Origin of the sequence: Paenirhizobium selenitireducens ATCC BAA-1503 (assembly GCF_000518785.1) — a bacterium.
GTDB classification, from domain to species: Bacteria; Pseudomonadota; Alphaproteobacteria; order Rhizobiales; family Rhizobiaceae; genus Allorhizobium; species Allorhizobium selenitireducens.
The window spans coordinates 151237-167405 of record NZ_KI912495.1 but is presented as its reverse complement, the minus strand read 5'-3'; the positions used below and the strand labels follow the sequence as shown (position 1 = coordinate 167405).

General features: G+C 62.7%; 18 protein-coding genes. 1 reads left to right on the top strand and 17 read right to left on the bottom strand.

The window, feature by feature from the left end:
* Positions 1-3: 3 nt before the first annotated feature.
* The 16 genes from trmB to L867_RS0121735 form a co-directional block, all read right to left on the bottom strand.
* Positions 4-705, bottom strand: coding sequence for a tRNA (guanosine(46)-N7)-methyltransferase TrmB (gene trmB / locus L867_RS0121810; RefSeq protein WP_028738800.1), 702 nt, complete (start codon positions 703-705; stop codon positions 4-6).
* Between the two features lie 6 nt (positions 706-711).
* Positions 712-1950, bottom strand: coding sequence for a methionine adenosyltransferase (gene metK / locus L867_RS0121805; protein WP_028738799.1), 1239 nt, complete (start codon positions 1948-1950; stop codon positions 712-714).
* Between the two features lie 169 nt (positions 1951-2119).
* On the bottom strand, positions 2120-2539 hold the full coding sequence (locus L867_RS0121800; RefSeq protein ID WP_028738798.1) for a helix-turn-helix domain-containing protein: 420 nt from the start codon (positions 2537-2539) through the stop codon (positions 2120-2122).
* 147 nt (positions 2540-2686) lie between these two features.
* The gene (lnt, locus tag L867_RS0121795) at positions 2687-4276 is read right to left on the bottom strand and encodes an apolipoprotein N-acyltransferase (protein ID WP_028738797.1); all 1590 of its coding nucleotides are present in this window, start codon (positions 4274-4276) and stop codon (positions 2687-2689) included.
* 101 nt (positions 4277-4377) lie between these two features.
* Positions 4378-5556, bottom strand: coding sequence for a transporter associated domain-containing protein (locus L867_RS26110; protein ID WP_084638688.1), 1179 nt, complete (start codon positions 5554-5556; stop codon positions 4378-4380).
* A 12-nt stretch (positions 5557-5568) separates the two neighbouring features.
* Entirely contained in the window at positions 5569-6075 is a 507-nt protein-coding gene (ybeY, locus tag L867_RS0121785; protein WP_028738796.1) for an rRNA maturation RNase YbeY, read from the bottom strand.
* Between the two features lie 15 nt (positions 6076-6090).
* Entirely contained in the window at positions 6091-7146 is a 1056-nt protein-coding gene (locus tag L867_RS0121780; protein WP_028738795.1) for a PhoH family protein, read from the bottom strand.
* A gap of 39 nt (positions 7147-7185) precedes the next feature.
* Entirely contained in the window at positions 7186-8592 is a 1407-nt protein-coding gene (miaB, locus tag L867_RS0121775) for a tRNA (N6-isopentenyl adenosine(37)-C2)-methylthiotransferase MiaB (RefSeq protein WP_028738794.1), read from the bottom strand.
* Positions 8593-8648: 56 nt separating this feature from the next.
* Entirely contained in the window at positions 8649-9446 is a 798-nt protein-coding gene (locus L867_RS0121770; RefSeq protein WP_028738793.1) for a lysophospholipid acyltransferase family protein, read from the bottom strand.
* 30 nt (positions 9447-9476) lie between these two features.
* On the bottom strand, positions 9477-9905 hold the full coding sequence (locus tag L867_RS0121765) for a Fur family transcriptional regulator (RefSeq protein WP_028738792.1): 429 nt from the start codon (positions 9903-9905) through the stop codon (positions 9477-9479).
* A gap of 43 nt (positions 9906-9948) precedes the next feature.
* On the bottom strand, positions 9949-10446 hold the full coding sequence (locus L867_RS0121760) for a GNAT family N-acetyltransferase (protein ID WP_028738791.1): 498 nt from the start codon (positions 10444-10446) through the stop codon (positions 9949-9951).
* Positions 10447-10452: 6 nt separating this feature from the next.
* Positions 10453-11103: a tRNA (adenosine(37)-N6)-threonylcarbamoyltransferase complex dimerization subunit type 1 TsaB gene (tsaB, locus tag L867_RS0121755; protein ID WP_028738790.1), complete on the bottom strand. Its 651-nt coding sequence runs from the start codon at positions 11101-11103 to the stop codon at positions 10453-10455.
* Positions 11104-11127: 24 nt separating this feature from the next.
* On the bottom strand, positions 11128-11691 hold the full coding sequence (locus L867_RS0121750; protein ID WP_028738789.1) for a NifU family protein: 564 nt from the start codon (positions 11689-11691) through the stop codon (positions 11128-11130).
* 112 nt (positions 11692-11803) lie between these two features.
* Positions 11804-12295 carry a universal stress protein gene (locus tag L867_RS0121745; RefSeq protein WP_028738788.1) on the bottom strand — a complete coding sequence of 164 codons (492 nt, stop codon included), beginning with the start codon at positions 12293-12295 and terminating at the stop codon, positions 11804-11806.
* Positions 12296-12377: 82 nt separating this feature from the next.
* The gene (gene trpS / locus L867_RS0121740) at positions 12378-13442 is read right to left on the bottom strand and encodes a tryptophan--tRNA ligase (RefSeq protein WP_028738787.1); all 1065 of its coding nucleotides are present in this window, start codon (positions 13440-13442) and stop codon (positions 12378-12380) included.
* A gap of 105 nt (positions 13443-13547) precedes the next feature.
* Positions 13548-13943, bottom strand: a complete 396-nt coding sequence (locus tag L867_RS0121735) for a VOC family protein (RefSeq protein WP_028738786.1) — start codon at positions 13941-13943, stop codon at positions 13548-13550.
* Positions 13944-14154: 211 nt separating this feature from the next.
* Here L867_RS0121735 and L867_RS0121730 point away from each other — a divergent pair, with 211 nt between their 5' ends.
* Complete coding sequence (locus tag L867_RS0121730; protein WP_028738785.1) at positions 14155-14586, top strand: YcbK family protein; 432 nt, start codon at positions 14155-14157, stop codon at positions 14584-14586.
* A 14-nt stretch (positions 14587-14600) separates the two neighbouring features.
* Here the strand turns inward: L867_RS0121730 and murJ are convergent, their stop codons facing one another.
* On the bottom strand, positions 14601-16169 hold the full coding sequence (gene murJ, locus L867_RS0121725) for a murein biosynthesis integral membrane protein MurJ (protein WP_028738784.1): 1569 nt from the start codon (positions 16167-16169) through the stop codon (positions 14601-14603).

The window sequence follows — 16169 nt, the reverse complement described above, 5'->3', positions numbered from 1 at the left end:
CTATCACGACTTACGGAATGTGAGATAGGCAGAGGCGCGACCCTCGCGCTTCGCCTTGGCTTCGTAGCGCGTTCCCGGCCAACCGGAAAACGGGGTCAGCCAGTCGGAGGCGTTGCGCGCCGTCCATTCGAAGCCGCCATGCTGCCGGCAATGCTGCAGCGTCCAGTTGACATAGGTATCGATGTCCGAGGCGAAGCAGAACAGCCCGCCCGGCTTCAGCACGCGGTGGAAGCGGTCGAGATTGACCTGCGAGACGAAGCGCCGTTTCCAGTGTTTCTTCTTCGGCCAGGGATCGGGATAAAGCAGTTCGATCTGATCGACCGAGCCCTCCGGCATCCAGTCGAGCAACTGGGTGGCGTCATCGTCATGAACACGGATGTTCTTCAGCCCCTCGGCCTCGACCACGGCCAGGAGCTTGGCCATGGAATTGACGAAAGGCTCGACGCCGATAAAGCCGGTGTCCGGGTTGGTGCGGGCGCGGTGGACGAGATGCTCACCGCCGCCGAAACCGATCTCAAGACGAACCTTGTCCACGGCGTGCGGAAACAGCGCGTTGAGGTCAGCCGGCGGCCTGGACACCAGGTCGATCTTCAGCTCCGGCAGGAGGGTTTCCATTCGCTCGACCTGCTGGTCGCGCAATGGCTTTCCCTTGCGTCGACCGAAGAAAGCTTCGGTCGACCGTGTCCTGCGTTCCGCTTCCGTCATTTCGCCTTAAGCCTTGAGAGCATCCTTGAGCGGCTTGACCAGATCGAGCTTCTCCCAGGAGAAGGAGCCGTCACGGCCAGCCTTGCGGCCGAAATGGCCGTAGGCGGACGTCTTAGCATAGATCGGCTTGTTCAGGTCAAGATGGCGGCGGATGCCCGACGGCGAAAGATCCATGACCTTGCGGATCGCGGTCTCGATCTCGTCTTCGGTCACCTTGCCGGTGCCGTGCAGGTCGACATAGATCGACAGCGGCTGGGCGATGCCGATCGCATAGGAGATCTGGATGGTGCAACGTTCGGCGAAACCCGCGGCCACGACGTTCTTGGCGAGGTAGCGCGCGGCGTAGGCGGCCGAACGGTCGACCTTGGTGGTGTCCTTGCCGGAGAAAGCGCCGCCGCCATGGGGGGCCGCACCGCCATAGGTGTCGACGATGATCTTGCGGCCGGTCAGGCCGGCATCGCCGTCCGGGCCGCCGATGACGAACTTGCCGGTCGGGTTGACGTACCACTTGCAGTCGTCGGCGATCTTCAGGTCGCCGAGCGCTTCGCGGATATAGGGTTCGACGACCGCGCGGACCTTGTTCGAGTCCCAGCTCTCATCGAGATGCTGGGTGGAAAGAACGATCGACGCCACTTCGAAGGGTTTGCCGTCGACGTAGCGAACAGTCACCTGGCTCTTGGCGTCGGGGCCAAGCTTGGCGGCCTCGCCTTCGCCCTTCTTGCGGGCGGCGGCGAGGAGCTGGAGAATCCGGTGGGCGTAATAGATCGGCGCCGGCATGAGGTCAGGCGTCTCGAGGCAGGCATAGCCGAACATGATGCCCTGGTCGCCCGCGCCTTCGCTGTTGCTGTGATCGGCGGCCTTGTCGACACCCTGGGCGATATGCGCCGACTGCGAATGCAGGAGCACGTCGATGCGCGCCGTCTTCCAGTGGAAGCCTTCCTGCTCGTAGCCGATGTCGCGGATCGCCTTGCGGGCGGCCGACTTGAATTTTGACGGATTGATGACTTCGTTGCCGTTCTTGTCGAGCTTCATCAGGCTCGGCGGCAGGCGAACCTCGCCGGCGATGACGACACGATTGGTCGTTGCCAGGGTTTCACACGCAATACGCACGCCCCATGGGTCAACGCCGGTCTTGGCTGCTTCCCGGTATACCAGATCGACGATTTCGTCGGAGATGCGGTCACAGACTTTATCCGGATGACCTTCGGACACAGATTCGCTGGTAAAAAGATAGTTCGCGCGCATTCGGGATTCCCCTCAAAGAACAGGCCTCGCCCTTGTTACTCAGTTCACGCGCGAAAAACAAGCAGACAACGACATAAATATATCTTTATGTGGGAATTTCAGGACCCCCGCCAGACAGAAAAAAAGCGACCGAAGGGCCGCTCTCTTTCGCACCCGTCTGGCCAAAAGGTCAGTCAGCGTCCGCTTCCGCGGCCAGTGCCTTGACGAGGTCGACCAGCTTGCGACGAACCTTGGGATCGGCGATCTTGACGAAAGCGCGGTTCAACTGCAGGCCTTCCGACGACGACAGGAAGTCGACGACATAGTTGGAGCTGGACGCTTCGGCCATGCCGTTGGCACCCGACGACTGTTCGCCCGGCGCATCTTCGAAGAAAAAGGAAACCGGGACGTTCAGAATATTGGAGATGTTCTGAAGGCGGCTGGCGCCAACGCGGTTTGTGCCTTTTTCGTATTTCTGGATTTGCTGGAAGGTGATTCCGAGGCTCTCGCCCAGTTTCTCCTGGCTCATGCCCAGCATGGTGCGGCGAAGACGAATCCGGCTACCGACATGAATGTCGATCGGGTTCGGCTTCTTTTTATTCTCGATCATGTTGCGATCCTGACAAGTGTTGGCAATTCGACCATGACCCTCTGCGCCGGACGGAGCATAACGTGGCGTTGCACACGCCATTCATGAACTTCAAGCATACGTACGGACCTATGGTTCAATCCACTATGCAATTTTAGGGGTTTTTGGTCAATTCTTCCGAAAAATAAAACCCATGCGTGAAATCAACGCAGCCGATGCGACGGCAAGCATAACCAACCAGAAGTTTAGTTTGCGATCACTGTTGTTCCAATTCGAGACAGCAATGACACCAAAGGTTGCATCTTCCGCTCCCCGGGCATTCAGCGCCACCCCAGAAATAATACGCCCGCGCGGATCAACAACGGCGGAAATGCCGTTGTTGGCGCCCCGAATGAGCGTCAAACCTGCCTCAACGGCGCGTATGCGCGCCTGGAGAAAGTGCTGATAGGGCCCCGGCGTCGCGCCGAACCACGCATCGTTCGTCAGGTTGACAATGGCGCCGGCCTTGCCTGCCGGGATGTCAACTTCATCGGGAAATATGATCTCGTAGCAGATCAGCGGATAGAGACCGATCCCGGACGGCAGGGTCAAAAGCGTGCGCTGCGAGGCCGGAGAAAAACCACCCGGCAGGCTGATCAGATTGTCGAAGCCGACCCGGCGCAGCACCTCCTCGTAGGGAACGTATTCGCCGAAGGGAGTCAGGTGCACCTTGTCGGAAGCGGAGAGGATCTGCCCCTTGTCGTCGATCACGTAGACCGAATTGTAGTAGCGCGGCGCCTGGCCCGCCCCCTGATCCTCGGCACGCACAGCGCCGGTCACCAGCACCTGGCCATCCTTCAGCATATCGGCGATCCGCGACAAGGCGTCGGGATGCTCTGTGAGGATGAACGGGATGGAGGTTTCCGGCCAGACGATCATGTCCGGCTCCGGCTTGCCGGGCTCGACCGGCTGCGCCGACAGCGCAAGGTGCTGGTTGAACACATCGATGCGATCGGCATTCTCCAGCTTCTTCGCCTGGTCGATCGCCGGCTGCACCAGCCGCACCGTCAGACTGCTTGCGCCGGCCGGCAGAAGCTCCTGCAGCCTGAAGGCGCCATAGCCGAGATGGGCGGCAAAGAGCAGGCCGGCCAGCGCAAGCCCCGGAACAAGCCCCTTTCGGGTGCCGAGCAGCGCCGGCGCGGCGAAGACGAAGACGGCAAGCGTGCTGACCCCGAACAGCCCGAGCGGCGCGGCTGACTGCATCATCAACGGGATCGGCATCGCCCCATAGCCGATGGCATTCCACGGAAAGCCGGTCGCTACGAAGCTGCGCAGCCACTCGGCCAGACCGAAGCCGGCGGCAAGTGCCGCTATCCGCCCCATGCCATCCGACCAGACGAGCCGGGCAAGCGTCGTCGCCAATCCGTAGAAGATCGCCAGCACCGCCGGCAGGCCCAGCACGGCCAGCGGCAGCGCCCACGCGAACTCCTCGGCCTCGAACAGCAGCGCATTGCCGAGCCACCAAAGTCCGGCAGTGAAATAGCCGAAGCCGAACAGCCAGCCGGTGACAAAGGCGGATCGCAAACCGAAGGAATGGCCGCGGTCAGGATTGCCGGAAATGCCGTCCAGCAGCCAGACGAGAAGGGGAAAGGAGATGAAGAAGACGGCAAAGAAGCCGAAGGGTGGCAGCGCGAGCGCGCCGAGCGCTCCGGCGAAAAACGCCAGAAATGCGCGTTTCGCCCCCCCGAGCAGCATGATCCTCCCGGCCAGCCGTTCCATGCCCCGTCCCTTTCCATGTCCGCGAATCGTTTCGTCCGCAGTGTTCCAAAAAACACCGGGCTTGTCGTGCGGATAGGAACGGATCGCCGGAGACCGGGGCGTCAGGCGTTGCTATCGGCGTCCGTCGGAAGCGCCTCGTCCATCACGGCCAAATCTCCTTTTGCCGCGGCTCGCGTCTTCCCCGACGAGGCGGGCACCTCGACTTCACCCTTCGTGACGCGCCGGCGGGCCGCAGGGCGCTTGCGCACGATGCGGACACGCTTGATGCGCCGGGGATCTGCATCGAGAATGTGGAATTCGAAGCCGGGCAGCGCCTGGACGACCTCGCCACGCACAGGAATGCGTCCCAGCGCCGCGAAGATCAAGCCACCCAGCGTGTCGACGTCGTCGAGTTGATCGCGAACATCGAAATCGGAGCCAATCGCCGCGGCAATCTCCTCCAGTTCGATGCGTGCATCGGCCACCAGCACGTCATCCGACACACGGCTGAACATCGCCTCCTCGTCGTCATGCTCGTCCTCGATGTCGCCGACGACCATTTCGACGATATCCTCATGGGAGACCAGCCCGTCGGTGCCGCCATATTCATCGATCACCAGGGCGATCTGGGTGCGGGCCGCCTGCATCCGGCTCAACAGATCGGAGGCCAGCATCGAAGGCGGAACGAAGAGGATCGAACGGACGATGCCGCATTCCGCGACGGTCTTGGAAAGGTCGACACGCGCAAGGTCGAAATCCGTCTTGGCCGCGCGCGTGGGTTTATCCGCCTTCTCCGTCTTTTCCTGGGCCTGCCGCACACCATTGCGGCGCTTGTTGCGGGCCTGCTTCGTCACATAGGACAGAAGATCGCGGATGTGCACCATGCCGCGCGGATCATCGAGCGTGTCGCAGTAGACCGGCATACGCGATCGGCCGGACTCCTCGAAGATCACCATCAACTCGCCGATGCTGATGCTCTGGTCGACCGCCTCGATGTCGACGCGCGGGACCATCACGTCCTCCACCCGCACCTCGCGGAAGCGCAGGATGTTGTTGAGCATCGCCCGTTCCTCGGGCGTGAAGACGTCGCCGGTGCCGGCATCGGCTCTAAGAGCGTCCGTCAGGTCCTCGCGCAGGCTGGACGCCTGCGACGGCCTCAATATGCGGGCGGCTCGCGCCCAAAAGGAAGTGTTTGCTCGGCCGGTACTCTCCGGCCGCGAAGGACTGCCGCCTTCATCCGAAGAGGAACCGTCCGATCCCTCATTGGCCTCAGAGGCCGCTCTCGTCGAAAAATCGCTCATTATTCCAAACTGTCAAACCGGGTCCTGGCCCGCATAGGGATCAGATAAGCCAAGCGAGGCCAAAATGCGAGTCTCGATGCTCTCCATTCTTTCCGCCTCTTCGCTGTCCATGTGGTCGTAGCCGAAGAGATGCAGGAAACCATGGACCATGAGATGGGTGAGATGGTCGTTGAAGCTCTTGTCGAGATCGGCTGCTTCGCGCTCAACCGTCTCCCGCGCGATGATGATGTCGCCCAGCATCGGCCCCGGCTTGCCTCCGGGAACGAGCGGGAAAGCCGGGAAGGACAGCACGTTGGTCGGCTTGTCCTGGCCGCGCCATTCCGCATTGATCGCCCGCACCTGCGCGTCGTCGGAAAAAACCAGGGACACTTCCGGAGGCATGGCGGGGAAAGGCTGCTTCTCCTCGGCCTTCAGGAAGGTGGCGGCCGCCTCGAGCACATGGCTCGAGACGGTCTCAAGTTCCACTTCTTCCGGCCAGCCATCGGCTTCGACGGCGATCTGGATGTCAAGTTGCTGCATGGGTCTTCGTCCGGCCTAACGGTCGGTCTGCTCGCTTTCGTCCTGCACCGCATATTGCGCGTCATAAGCCCGGACGATGCGTCCAACCAGCGGATGGCGCACGACATCGACGTCCTTGAAGCGCACGAAGGACACACCCTCCACGCCGTTCAAGATCTGCAGCGCCTCGACCAGTCCGGATTTCACGCCCCGCGGCAAGTCGATCTGGCTGGGGTCGCCGGTGACGATCATGCGGGCGTTCTCGCCAAGACGGGTCAGGAACATCTTCATCTGCATCGATGTGGTATTCTGCGCCTCGTCGAGAATGACTGCGGCATTGGCCAGCGTGCGTCCGCGCATGAATGCGAGCGGCGCGATCTCGATGACGCCGGCGGTAATGGCGCGTTCGACCTTGTCGCCGGGCATCATGTCGTAGAGCGCGTCATAGAGCGGGCGAAGATAGGGATCGACCTTCTCCTTCATGTCGCCGGGCAGGAAGCCGAGGCGTTCACCGGCCTCGACGGCCGGACGGGACAGGATGATCTTGTCGACCACGCCGCGCTCCAGCAGTTGCGCCGCGTGGGCGACCGCCAGATAGGTCTTGCCGGTACCGGCCGGACCGACACCGAACACCAGTTCCGAGCGCTCGAGCGCGCGCATGTAGACGTCCTGCGTCGGCGTGCGGGCGGAAATGGTCTTCTTGCGGGTGGCAATCTGCGCCATGGAGAGCTTGGCCTTGCGCTCCATCGTCGGCAGCGTCAGCTGATCGTCGGCGGCAACCGCCATGCGGATCGCACCCTCGACGTCGGACGATTCGACCGAACCGCCGCTCTGCAGCCGCGCATAGAGGAAGTCCAGCGCCCGGCGCGCCTGGTTGGTCGCCAGCAGATCGCCGGAAATCGACACGGAATTGCCGCGCGCGCGCGCCTGGATCTGCAGCCGATCTTCCAGCAGCTTGAGGTTCTGGTCGAACTGGCCGAAGAGCTCGCTGGCGAACCGATTGTTCTCGAACGTCAAGATGAAGTGATTGGCGTCGGTCACGGCGGCTTGGAGGTTGCGTGAGGATGAAGAAATCACTTCTTGTGCGTTCAAGCGATCAGGCTCCTGTTCGATCAGGTCATGGCCCTCACTCTAACCCTCTGCCACCTCGGCAAACAAGCTGTTTGGGCCGGCTGCGGTGATTCGTACATTGATAATGTCACCGATTTTCGATGCGTTTGCATCAACATTCACCGATTGCAGCCAAGGAGATCGTCCGATCAATTGACCGGGCATGCGACCGGGCTTCTCCAGAAGTAAGTCGATTTCACGTCCAATCAAGGAGCGGGAGAAATCCTGCTGCTGTTTCAGCAGCAATTCCTGAAGCCTGGCCAGGCGTTCGACCTTGACCTCTTCGGCCACATGATCCGGCAGGTCGGCGCCCGGCGTGCCGGGACGGGTCGAATATTTGAACGAATAGGCCTGAGCGTAGCCGACGGTTTCGACCAGATCCATGGTCGCCTGGAAGTCCGCGTCCGTCTCACCGGGGAAGCCGACGATGAAATCGCCGGACAGGGCGATGTCCGGCCGGGCGGCCCGGATGCGCTCGACGAGCGCGATATATTCCGAAGCCTTGTGACGGCGGTTCATCGCCTTGAGGATGCGGTCCGAACCGGACTGCACCGGCAGGTGCAGATAGGGCATCAGCATTCTCAGGTCGCGATGCGCCTCGATCAGCCGGTCATCCATGTCGCGGGGATGGCTGGTGGTGTAGCGCAGCCGGGCGAGCCCCGGGATCTCCGCCAGCCTGTAGAGCAGTTCGCCAAGGCCGATCGCCCGGCCCGCGGCATCCGTGCCGTGCCAGGCATTGACGTTCTGGCCGAGCAGGGTGAGTTCGCGCACGCCGGAGGCGACCAGTTTTTCGGCTTCCAAAACGATCTGGGCGATCGGCCGGGAGACTTCCGAGCCACGGGTATAGGGCACGACGCAGAAGGTGCAGAACTTGTCGCAGCCTTCCTGGACAGTGAGGAAGGCGGTGACGTTGCGCACCCCGCCCTTGACCTTGGCCGGGTCCGGCAGATGCTCGAACTTGTCTTCCAGGGCGTATTCCGTATCGACCACCCGCTCGCCGGTTCGGGCGCGACGCAGCGCCTGCGGCAGGCGGTGGTAGGTCTGCGGGCCGATCACCACGTCGACGGCGGGCTCGCGGCGGGCGATCTCGTCGCCTTCCGCCTGGGCGACGCAGCCGGCGACCCCGATCATGAACTCGCGGCCTTCGGCTGCACGCGCCTTCTTCGTCTCGCGTAGCCGGCCAAGCGCGGAATAGACCTTTTCGGCCGCCTTCTCGCGGATATGGCAGGTGTTCAGCAGGACCAGATCGGCATCGTCCATGGTCTCCGTCGCGATATAGCCCTCGGCGGCCAGCGCATCGGTCATGCGGCCGGAATCGTAAACGTTCATCTGGCAGCCATAGGTCTTGATGAAGACCTTGCGTTCGGCAACGGCGGTGGCGCCTTCCGGCTGGCCCGTGGCGTCGAGAAGTGCGGTGTCCTGTGTCATGCGGGCTATTTAGTGGTTTTTCCCGGCGGATTAAACCGAAAAGTGGAGCCGGAGGCTCAGCGCCACAGCCGGCCGCGCAGATGGTCGAGCAACATGCTGCGAATCCGCTTCTCCACGAGCCCCGCGACCTGCTTGCGATTGCCCCCCTCGCGGTACTCCACCACCTCGCCGAAACTGACATCGACGTCGATCGCACCGCTTTTCAAGACGCCCATCAGATGCGGCACCATGCCGACATCGCCCGGCCAGCCGGCGATCGGCCGATGATAGCGGCCCATCGGCATGCCGTGCACCCGGGTATAGGCGATTGCCACCGGCTGGACGTAGACGACGCCCTCAGGCGCCAGCGGCAGGGCCGCGGCGGCGGCACCGAACAGGGAGGTCTTGACCTCGAGGACGCGGTTGCCGTCGGAGGTCGTGCCTTCCGGAAAGAGCACGACGATCTCGCCATCGGCCATGCGCTCGGCGATCTCGCTCACCTGGTCGCCGGTGCGGCGCTTCTGTTCGCGCACCACGAAGATGCTCTTCTGCAGCTTGGCGAGCGTGCCGAAGATCGGCCAATCGGCCACTTCGGTCTTGGCGATGAACACGACGTCGGCCAGCGCCCCGAGCACCAGGATGTCCTTCCACGAGGCATGGTTGGCGGCGATCATCAGGGGCCGGTGTCGTTCGAGCGTTCCGTGGGCGCGGATGCGGATGCCGATCAGCCGGCATGTCGTGCTGTGCCACAGCCGCGGCAGACGACGGCGAAGCTTCCAGTCGAAGCGCAGCGCCAGCAACTGCAGCGGTGCCAGTACCAGCGTCACGAGCAGCACGAGAAGCAAGGCAAGCCCGACCCTGAGCCAGTTGATCACGCAATCACCCTCGATGGCGGATGCATGGGCTCAGCCTTCGTCCTTGGCCAGCGGCACACCGTAGAGTTCCAGCCGATGATCGACGAGGCGGAAGCCGTGTTCGCGCGCAATGCGCTCCTGCAACGCCTCGATCTCCGGCGAGTGGAACTCGATGACCACGCCGGTCTTCAGGTCGATCAGGTGGTCGTGATGCTCTTCCGGCACCGTCTCATAGCGCGAGCGGCCGTCGCGGAAGTCGTGGCGTTCGATGATGCCGGCATCCTCGAACAGCTTGACCGTGCGATAGACCGTGCTGATCGAGATCTTCGCGTCGATCTTCACCGAGCGGCGATAGAGTTCCTCGACATCGGGGTGATCGGCGGACTCCTCGAGAATCCGCGCGATGATACGGCGCTGCTCCGTCATGCGCATGCCGCGCTCGACGCACAAGTCTTCCAGCGATTTAAGTGCTTCGCTCATGGCCACATGTTTCCCGCGCATGTCGGACGTATGACAGAGGCAACTATCGAAGATCGCGACGCATGACAAGCGCGGACGACCGCCGTCCACTTGCGTCGGTATAATAGGCCGGCCGTTCGCCGGCCTTCTGGAAGCCGAGCTTGCGGTAGAGACCAAGCGCCGCCGCGTTGCCGTCATCGACTTCAAGGAACATCGCTTCCCCGCCGCGCCCGCCCGCCTCGCGCATCGCCGCCTGCATCAGGCGCCAGCCAAGACCAAAACGGCCGAACTTGTCACCGACGGCAATGGTCAGGATCTCGGCCTCGCCGGCCGTTTCGCGCGCCAGCACGAAACCTGCGAGCGGCGCCTTGAAGATCAGCGTATTGGTCTGCCAGACGACGAAACCGAAGGAATTCGGCTGCAGCAGCAGGCTCAGGAATTCGCCGTCGTTCCATGCCTTGGAAAAGCGCTGGGCATGCACTTCGGCCACCGCCGCGCAGTGCTCGGTGGACATGGGTACGATTTCGAATTCGGGCTTTCGCTTGAGATAGGTATCCAGCATAGGCTTTCACGCTCGGGAAACGGCAAAGCCCGTCTGCGGTTTTGCATCGGGGCCTCGCAAATATAGCGGCTTCGGCTTGCCCGCAGCTTTCGCCTCTGCGCCAAGCCTGGCGACGACGGAAATGGAAAAGCGATCCTTCTCAGTCTCTGCGTCCGGATCCAAGAGCAGCGCGCCCGCCGACCCGGTGACCTGCCATTCGCCAGAGGCCGCGATTTCGCGGAAGCGATCGAGCGAAACCATTTCCGGCTCCCCCTGCGGCACACGGGCCGCGGAGAAGCGCTGCAGATAGATTTCCGCGCGCTTGGCATCCATGGCAGCCAGCACCGGACGGCCGGTTTCCTCGGCCGTGTTCGCCAACGCAGCCAGCGTGGAGACACCGACGGCTTCGACACCAAGCGACAGCGCCAGACCGCGTGCGGCCGCAACGCCGACCCGGATGCCGGTGAACGAGCCCGGTCCGACGGTCACGGCAACGCGCTCGACAGCAGAGAGATCAAGATCCGCGGCCGCCAGGGCCGCGTCGATCGTCGCCATCAGCTTTTCCGCATGGCCGCGGCCGATCATCTCGGTCGACACGCCCAGCAGACGCTTGGCTTCTCCGTCATAGACGGCAGCGGAACAATCGACCCCGGCCGTATCGATCGCCAGTACGATCATGCCCTGCTCCTCGTCCAACCCTTGTCAGACTGCTTCGACTTCCTGGACCTCGGGCACGAAATGGCGCAGCAGGTTCTGCACGCCGTGCTTCAGCGTGGCGGTCGAGGACGGGCAACCGGAGCAGGCGCCCTTCATGTTGAGATAGACCTTGCCGTTCTTGAAACCGCGGAAGGTGATGTCGCCGCCGTCCTGGGCAACGGCCGGACGGACACGGGTTTCCAGCAGTTCCTTGATCGTCGCGACGATGGTCTCGTCGCCGGCCTCGAAGAATTCTTCCTCGCCGTCCTCGTCATTGGCGGCGGCGGCCGAACCCATGACCTTCGCGCCACTCATGAAATGCTCCATGATCGTGCCGAGGATCGCCGGCTTCAGGTGCTGCCATTCCGGGCCGTCCTTGGTGACGGTGACGAAATCATAGCCGAAGAAGACCCCGGTCACGCCGGGAATCGAGAAGATGCGGGCCGCCAGCGGCGAGACGGCAGCGCTGTCGGCGTCGCGGAACTCGGCGGTGCCGGACTCCATTACCACCTTGCCGGGGAGGAACTTGAGGGTCGCCGGGTTCGGCGTGGCTTCGGTCTGGATGAACATGGGAACCTCCGAGCGGCTTCAAGGACCGCCGTTCAATTTAGAAAGCTTCAAAAGAAATAGGCCCGAACGCGACTGCCTTCAAGTCTGGATTTGGCTTTTGCCATGGGACCGATCAGCAGAGCGCGTCGATTTCCTCGTTGGTGAGGGAATCCGGCAGAACCGTCACCGGGATCGGAAAGGCGGCGCCGCGCCCGGCGATCATCGATACCAGCGGCCCCGGGCCTTCCTTGGTCGAGCCGGCCGCCAGAACGAGGATGGCGATGTCGCGGTCTTCCTCGATCAGGGCATTGATCGCCGTGGTGGAATTTCCCTCGCGGATGACGATTTCGGGCTCGATCCCGATGGTCTCGCGCACCGTCTGCGCCGCCTTGGCCATCACGGCTTCGGCCTCTTCGCGGGCCTCGGCCCGCATGATCTCCTCCACCCCCAGCCATTGCTGGAAGTCGCCTTCGGGGATCACATACATCAGCACCAGGCCGCCATTGGAGTTCTTGGCGCGCCGTCCTGCATAGTGGACCGCGCGGGAGCATTCCGGCGTGTTGTCGATCACCGCCATGAACTTGCGGCGGTGACCTTCGAGGCGTGACAGGCGCGTTGAAACCATAGGGAACCCCGCCGCAGGATGGGTTGAACTTCGGCCGTTCAGCGACTGGTTCAGAGCCCCAGCCGCGCGGATCGCGGCGACTTTACTGCACGAAACCGATAATGTCGCGGACTTCCTTCATGGTTTTTTCGGCACGTGCCCGCGCCCTTTCGCCGCCGTCGCGCAGGACGCCGTCGATATAGGCGGTGTCGCCCATCAGACGGCGCATTTCACCGTTGACCGGCGACAGGACGTCGACCGCAAGCTCGACGAGGGCCGGCTTGAACACCGAGAACTGCTGTCCGCCGAACTCGTTGAGCACGTCTTCCTTGGTGCGGTCGGAGAGGGCTGCGAAGATGCCGACCAGGTTGTCGGCCTCAGGGCGGCCCTTCAGGCCTTCGGTCTCGCTCGGAAGCGCGTCCGGGTCGGTCTTCGCCTTGCGGATCTTCTTCGAGATCGTTTCCGCGTCATCCATCAGGTTGATACGCGACAGGTCGGACGGATCCGACTTCGACATCTTCTTGGTGCCGTCCTTCAGGCTCATGACGCGGGGCGCGGGGCCCTCGATCAGCGGCTCGACCATCGGGAAATAGGCATGCACCGGCTCCTCGCCGACGGTAATGTCGATGCCGTAGCCGGTGCGGCGGATATGATCGACGAAATCGAGATTGAACTTCATGGCGATGTCGCGGGTCAGTTCCAGATGCTGCTTCTGGTCCTCGCCGACCGGCACATGGGTGGCGCGGTAGACGAGAATGTCGGCGGCCATCAGGCTTGGATAGGCATAGAGGCCGAGCGAGGCCTGCTCGCGGTCCTTGCCGGCCTTGTCCTTGAACTGCGTCATGCGGTTCATCCAGCCGATGCGGGCGACGCAGTTGAAGATCCAGGCGAGCTCGGCATGCTGCGGCACGGCCGACTGGTTGAAGACGATATGGTTCTTCGGGTCGATGCCGCTGGCGAGGAAGGCGGCCGTGATCGACCGGATCTGGCCCTGCATGTCGTCGTGGACGAGCTGCGCCGTCAGGGCGTGCAGGTCGACGACGCAATAGATGCAGTCGTGATGTTCCTGCAGCGCGACGAACTTGCGGATCGCACCGAGATAATTGCCGAGATGGAGGTTGCCGGTCGGCTGAACGCCGGAAAAGACCAGCGGCTTGAACTCACCCATGATTGTCCTCAACAGGCTGGTGGAGGGCCCGATCTGTCGATCGAAATACGCTGCGGCTTATGCACGCCGGATCGCCCACAATCAAGAGCCTGTTTCCCGCACCGCTCAGCCGGCAGGCTGAATGAGATCCCAGCGATTACCGAAGATATCCTGAAAGACCGCCACGGTCCCATAGGGTTCGTGACGCGGCACCTCGAGGAAGGTCACCCCGGCGGCGAGATAGGCCGCATGGTCGCGGGCAAAATCGTCCGTCTTGAGGAAGAAGCCGACGCGTCCGCCGGTCTGATTGCCGATCGCTCCCACCTGCTCGACGCCGTCTGCCCGGGCCAGCAGCAGCGCCGCTCCCTCTACGCCCTTCGGCTTGACCACGAGCCACCGCTTTCCATCCGGCTGGGGTGTGTCCTCGAGGCAGTCGAAACCGAGAATATTGCAGTAGAAATTCCTGGCGCGGGCATAGTCATCGACAACGAGGGCGACGAGGAAAAGCGATTGGGAGGGCATCTTGGCTCCTGACTGGCGGCGGCCTGCGGGCTCGCAGAGCGAGGGACAAAGGGTCGATTTGGTCGAAAAGTTAAGTCAATTTAACCATTGAGGCAGCATAAATCCCGAATTGAAGCAAATTGCTCCTTATTCATGTCACTTTTGGAAATGAAATACTCCCTCGCAACCTAATCAACCTTTCATGACGAAAGGTCCTTTCACGGGGGATGCCATGCGCATTACTTTTCGCGTCGCGCTTGCCTGTCTCCTGGCACTCGGCCTCGATGCCACCGTCGAAGCCGGTGAGAGCCAGAAACATCGCGTCACAAAGCTCAATCACGACTACACGGCGGCCTATACTCTGCAGCGGGTCAGTGTCAGAGCCGGCTGCTTTCCGACGAAACTGAAGGCGATCCTCGCCCACATCGCCGTGGAGACGAAGCGCAAGCCGATCATCACGTCGGGCCATCGCCCGCATTCCGGCACGTCGCAGCACAGCCATTGTTATGCAGCCGACATTCGGGTGCCGGGGGTATCGGAAAAGCGCGTGCTGGCGGCCGCGGCGACCGCGCCCGGCATTGGCGGCATCGGTCGCTACTGCAACGGCCTGGTGCATGTCGACATCGGCCCGAAGCGCACCTGGACGCACTGCAAGAGACGCTAGACGGAAACGCCCGGTCAGACCCTGGGCTTGCGCTTGAGGTTCCGCCGCAGCATGCTGAGATCGGCGCCGCCGATGGCAAAGGCAATGACGAAATAGACCACCATGGCGACGGCAACCAGACCGCCGAGCGCCGTGACCTGATGGAGAAGCGAGGCCTCCGGCGCCAGCCAGGTCGACCAGTAGTCCGACAGATAGACGAGCATGACCGCCATGATCGTCGCGGCGACGATGAGGCGCAATGTGCGGGTGACGAGCGCCCATTCCCAGGTCAGATGGCCGCGCCGATGCAGCGTGGCGAACAGCAGGATCGTGTTGACCCAGCCGGCCGCCGCTTCGGCGACCGCGATACCGCGCTCGGCCAGAATCGGAAAGAGCGAGATCGCCAGCGCCGAGTTGATCACCACCGAGACGCCGGTGAACCGCATCGGCGTGCGGGTGTCCTCGCGTGCATAGAAGCCCGGCTGCAGCGCCTTGATCATCACGAAGCCCGGAAGGCCGATGCCGTAGATCGCCAGGATGGCGGCGACGACCGTGGTGTTCTCCTGCGAAAAGGCGCCACGCTCATAGAGCACGCGGATGATCTCGTCGGACAGCACCCACAGCGCAGCCGCCGCCGGCAGCGTGAGGAACAGCACGAATTCCATCGAGCGGTTCTGGATATTGCCGGCTTCCTTCATGTGTCCGGACTTCAGCGCGCGCGCGAGTTCGGGCAGGAGCACGACACCGACCGCCACGCCGACGACGCCGAGCGGCAGCTGGTAGATGCGGTCGGCATATTGCAGGGCGGCAATCGCCCCTTCCTTGCCGGAGGCGATCGCCTGTCCGATCAGCTGGTTGATCTGGGTGATGCCGCCGGTTACCGCCGCCGGAACGGCAAGCACCAGAAGACGCTTCACATTGGGTGTAAAGCGCGGAAACTTGAAGGCGATGCTCATGCCGGCATGGCGCACGCCGGCATAGACGACGGCCATCTGCAGCAGGCCCGCGCCGAGCACCGACCAGGACAGATACCAGGCGGTCAAGGCGGGATCGGCACCGTTGTAGAGCGCCCAGAACAGTGCGCCGATCATCATCACATTGAGAAAGACGGGGGCGATCGCGGCGGCAAAGAAATGGTGCAGCGAATTCAGCATGCCGGAGAGCATGGCCGTCAGCGACATGCACATCAGATAGGGAAACATGACCACGGCGAGCCGGACGGTCAGCGAGAATTTCTCCGGATCGTCGGAAAAGCCCGGCGCAATGACCCATCGCACCAGGAGCGGCATGGAAAGCTCCATGACGATGGTGATGAGCAAGAGCACCGAGAACAGCACGCCGAAGACTTCTTCGGAAAAGCGCTTGGCGCCATCGACGCCGTTCGCCTCGATCTCCTTGGCGAAGAGCGGAACGAAGGCGGCGTTGAAGGCCCCTTCGGCAAAAAGCCGGCGGAAGAGGTTCGGGAAACGGAAGGCGGCATAGAAGACGTCGGCCATCGGCCCCGTGCCGAGGGCGGCCGCCATCAGCGTTTCGCGGGCGAAGCCGAAGACGCGGCTGCCGAGCGTCGCGCCGCCGACGGTCATGAACTTCTTCACCAGTCCCAT

Bases quoted from the DNA above. Each gene is read 5' to 3' on its own strand.
- L867_RS0121765 (WP_028738792.1), bottom strand. From the start codon at position 9,905: ATGAGCGAAGCACTTAAATCGCTGGAAGACTTGTGCGTCGAGCGCGGC.
- L867_RS26110 (WP_084638688.1), bottom strand. From the start codon at position 5,556: ATGAGCGATTTTTCGACGAGAGCGGCCTCTGAGGCCAATGAGGGATCG.
- L867_RS0121800 (WP_028738798.1), bottom strand. From the start codon at position 2,539: ATGATCGAGAATAAAAAGAAGCCGAACCCGATCGACATTCATGTCGGT.
- L867_RS0121760 (WP_028738791.1), bottom strand. From the start codon at position 10,446: ATGCTGGATACCTATCTCAAGCGAAAGCCCGAATTCGAAATCGTACCC.
- murJ (WP_028738784.1), bottom strand. From the start codon at position 16,169: ATGGGACTGGTGAAGAAGTTCATGACCGTCGGCGGCGCGACGCTCGGC.
- L867_RS0121730 (WP_028738785.1), top strand. From the start codon at position 14,155: ATGCGCATTACTTTTCGCGTCGCGCTTGCCTGTCTCCTGGCACTCGGC.
- trpS (WP_028738787.1), bottom strand. From the start codon at position 13,442: ATGGGTGAGTTCAAGCCGCTGGTCTTTTCCGGCGTTCAGCCGACCGGC.
- trmB (WP_028738800.1), bottom strand. From the start codon at position 705: ATGACGGAAGCGGAACGCAGGACACGGTCGACCGAAGCTTTCTTCGGT.
- ybeY (WP_028738796.1), bottom strand. From the start codon at position 6,075: ATGCAGCAACTTGACATCCAGATCGCCGTCGAAGCCGATGGCTGGCCG.
- tsaB (WP_028738790.1), bottom strand. From the start codon at position 11,103: ATGATCGTACTGGCGATCGATACGGCCGGGGTCGATTGTTCCGCTGCC.
- lnt (WP_028738797.1), bottom strand. From the start codon at position 4,276: ATGGAACGGCTGGCCGGGAGGATCATGCTGCTCGGGGGGGCGAAACGC.
- metK (WP_028738799.1), bottom strand. From the start codon at position 1,950: ATGCGCGCGAACTATCTTTTTACCAGCGAATCTGTGTCCGAAGGTCAT.
- miaB (WP_028738794.1), bottom strand. From the start codon at position 8,592: ATGACACAGGACACCGCACTTCTCGACGCCACGGGCCAGCCGGAAGGC.
- L867_RS0121750 (WP_028738789.1), bottom strand. From the start codon at position 11,691: ATGTTCATCCAGACCGAAGCCACGCCGAACCCGGCGACCCTCAAGTTC.
- L867_RS0121735 (WP_028738786.1), bottom strand. From the start codon at position 13,943: ATGCCCTCCCAATCGCTTTTCCTCGTCGCCCTCGTTGTCGATGACTAT.
- L867_RS0121745 (WP_028738788.1), bottom strand. From the start codon at position 12,295: ATGGTTTCAACGCGCCTGTCACGCCTCGAAGGTCACCGCCGCAAGTTC.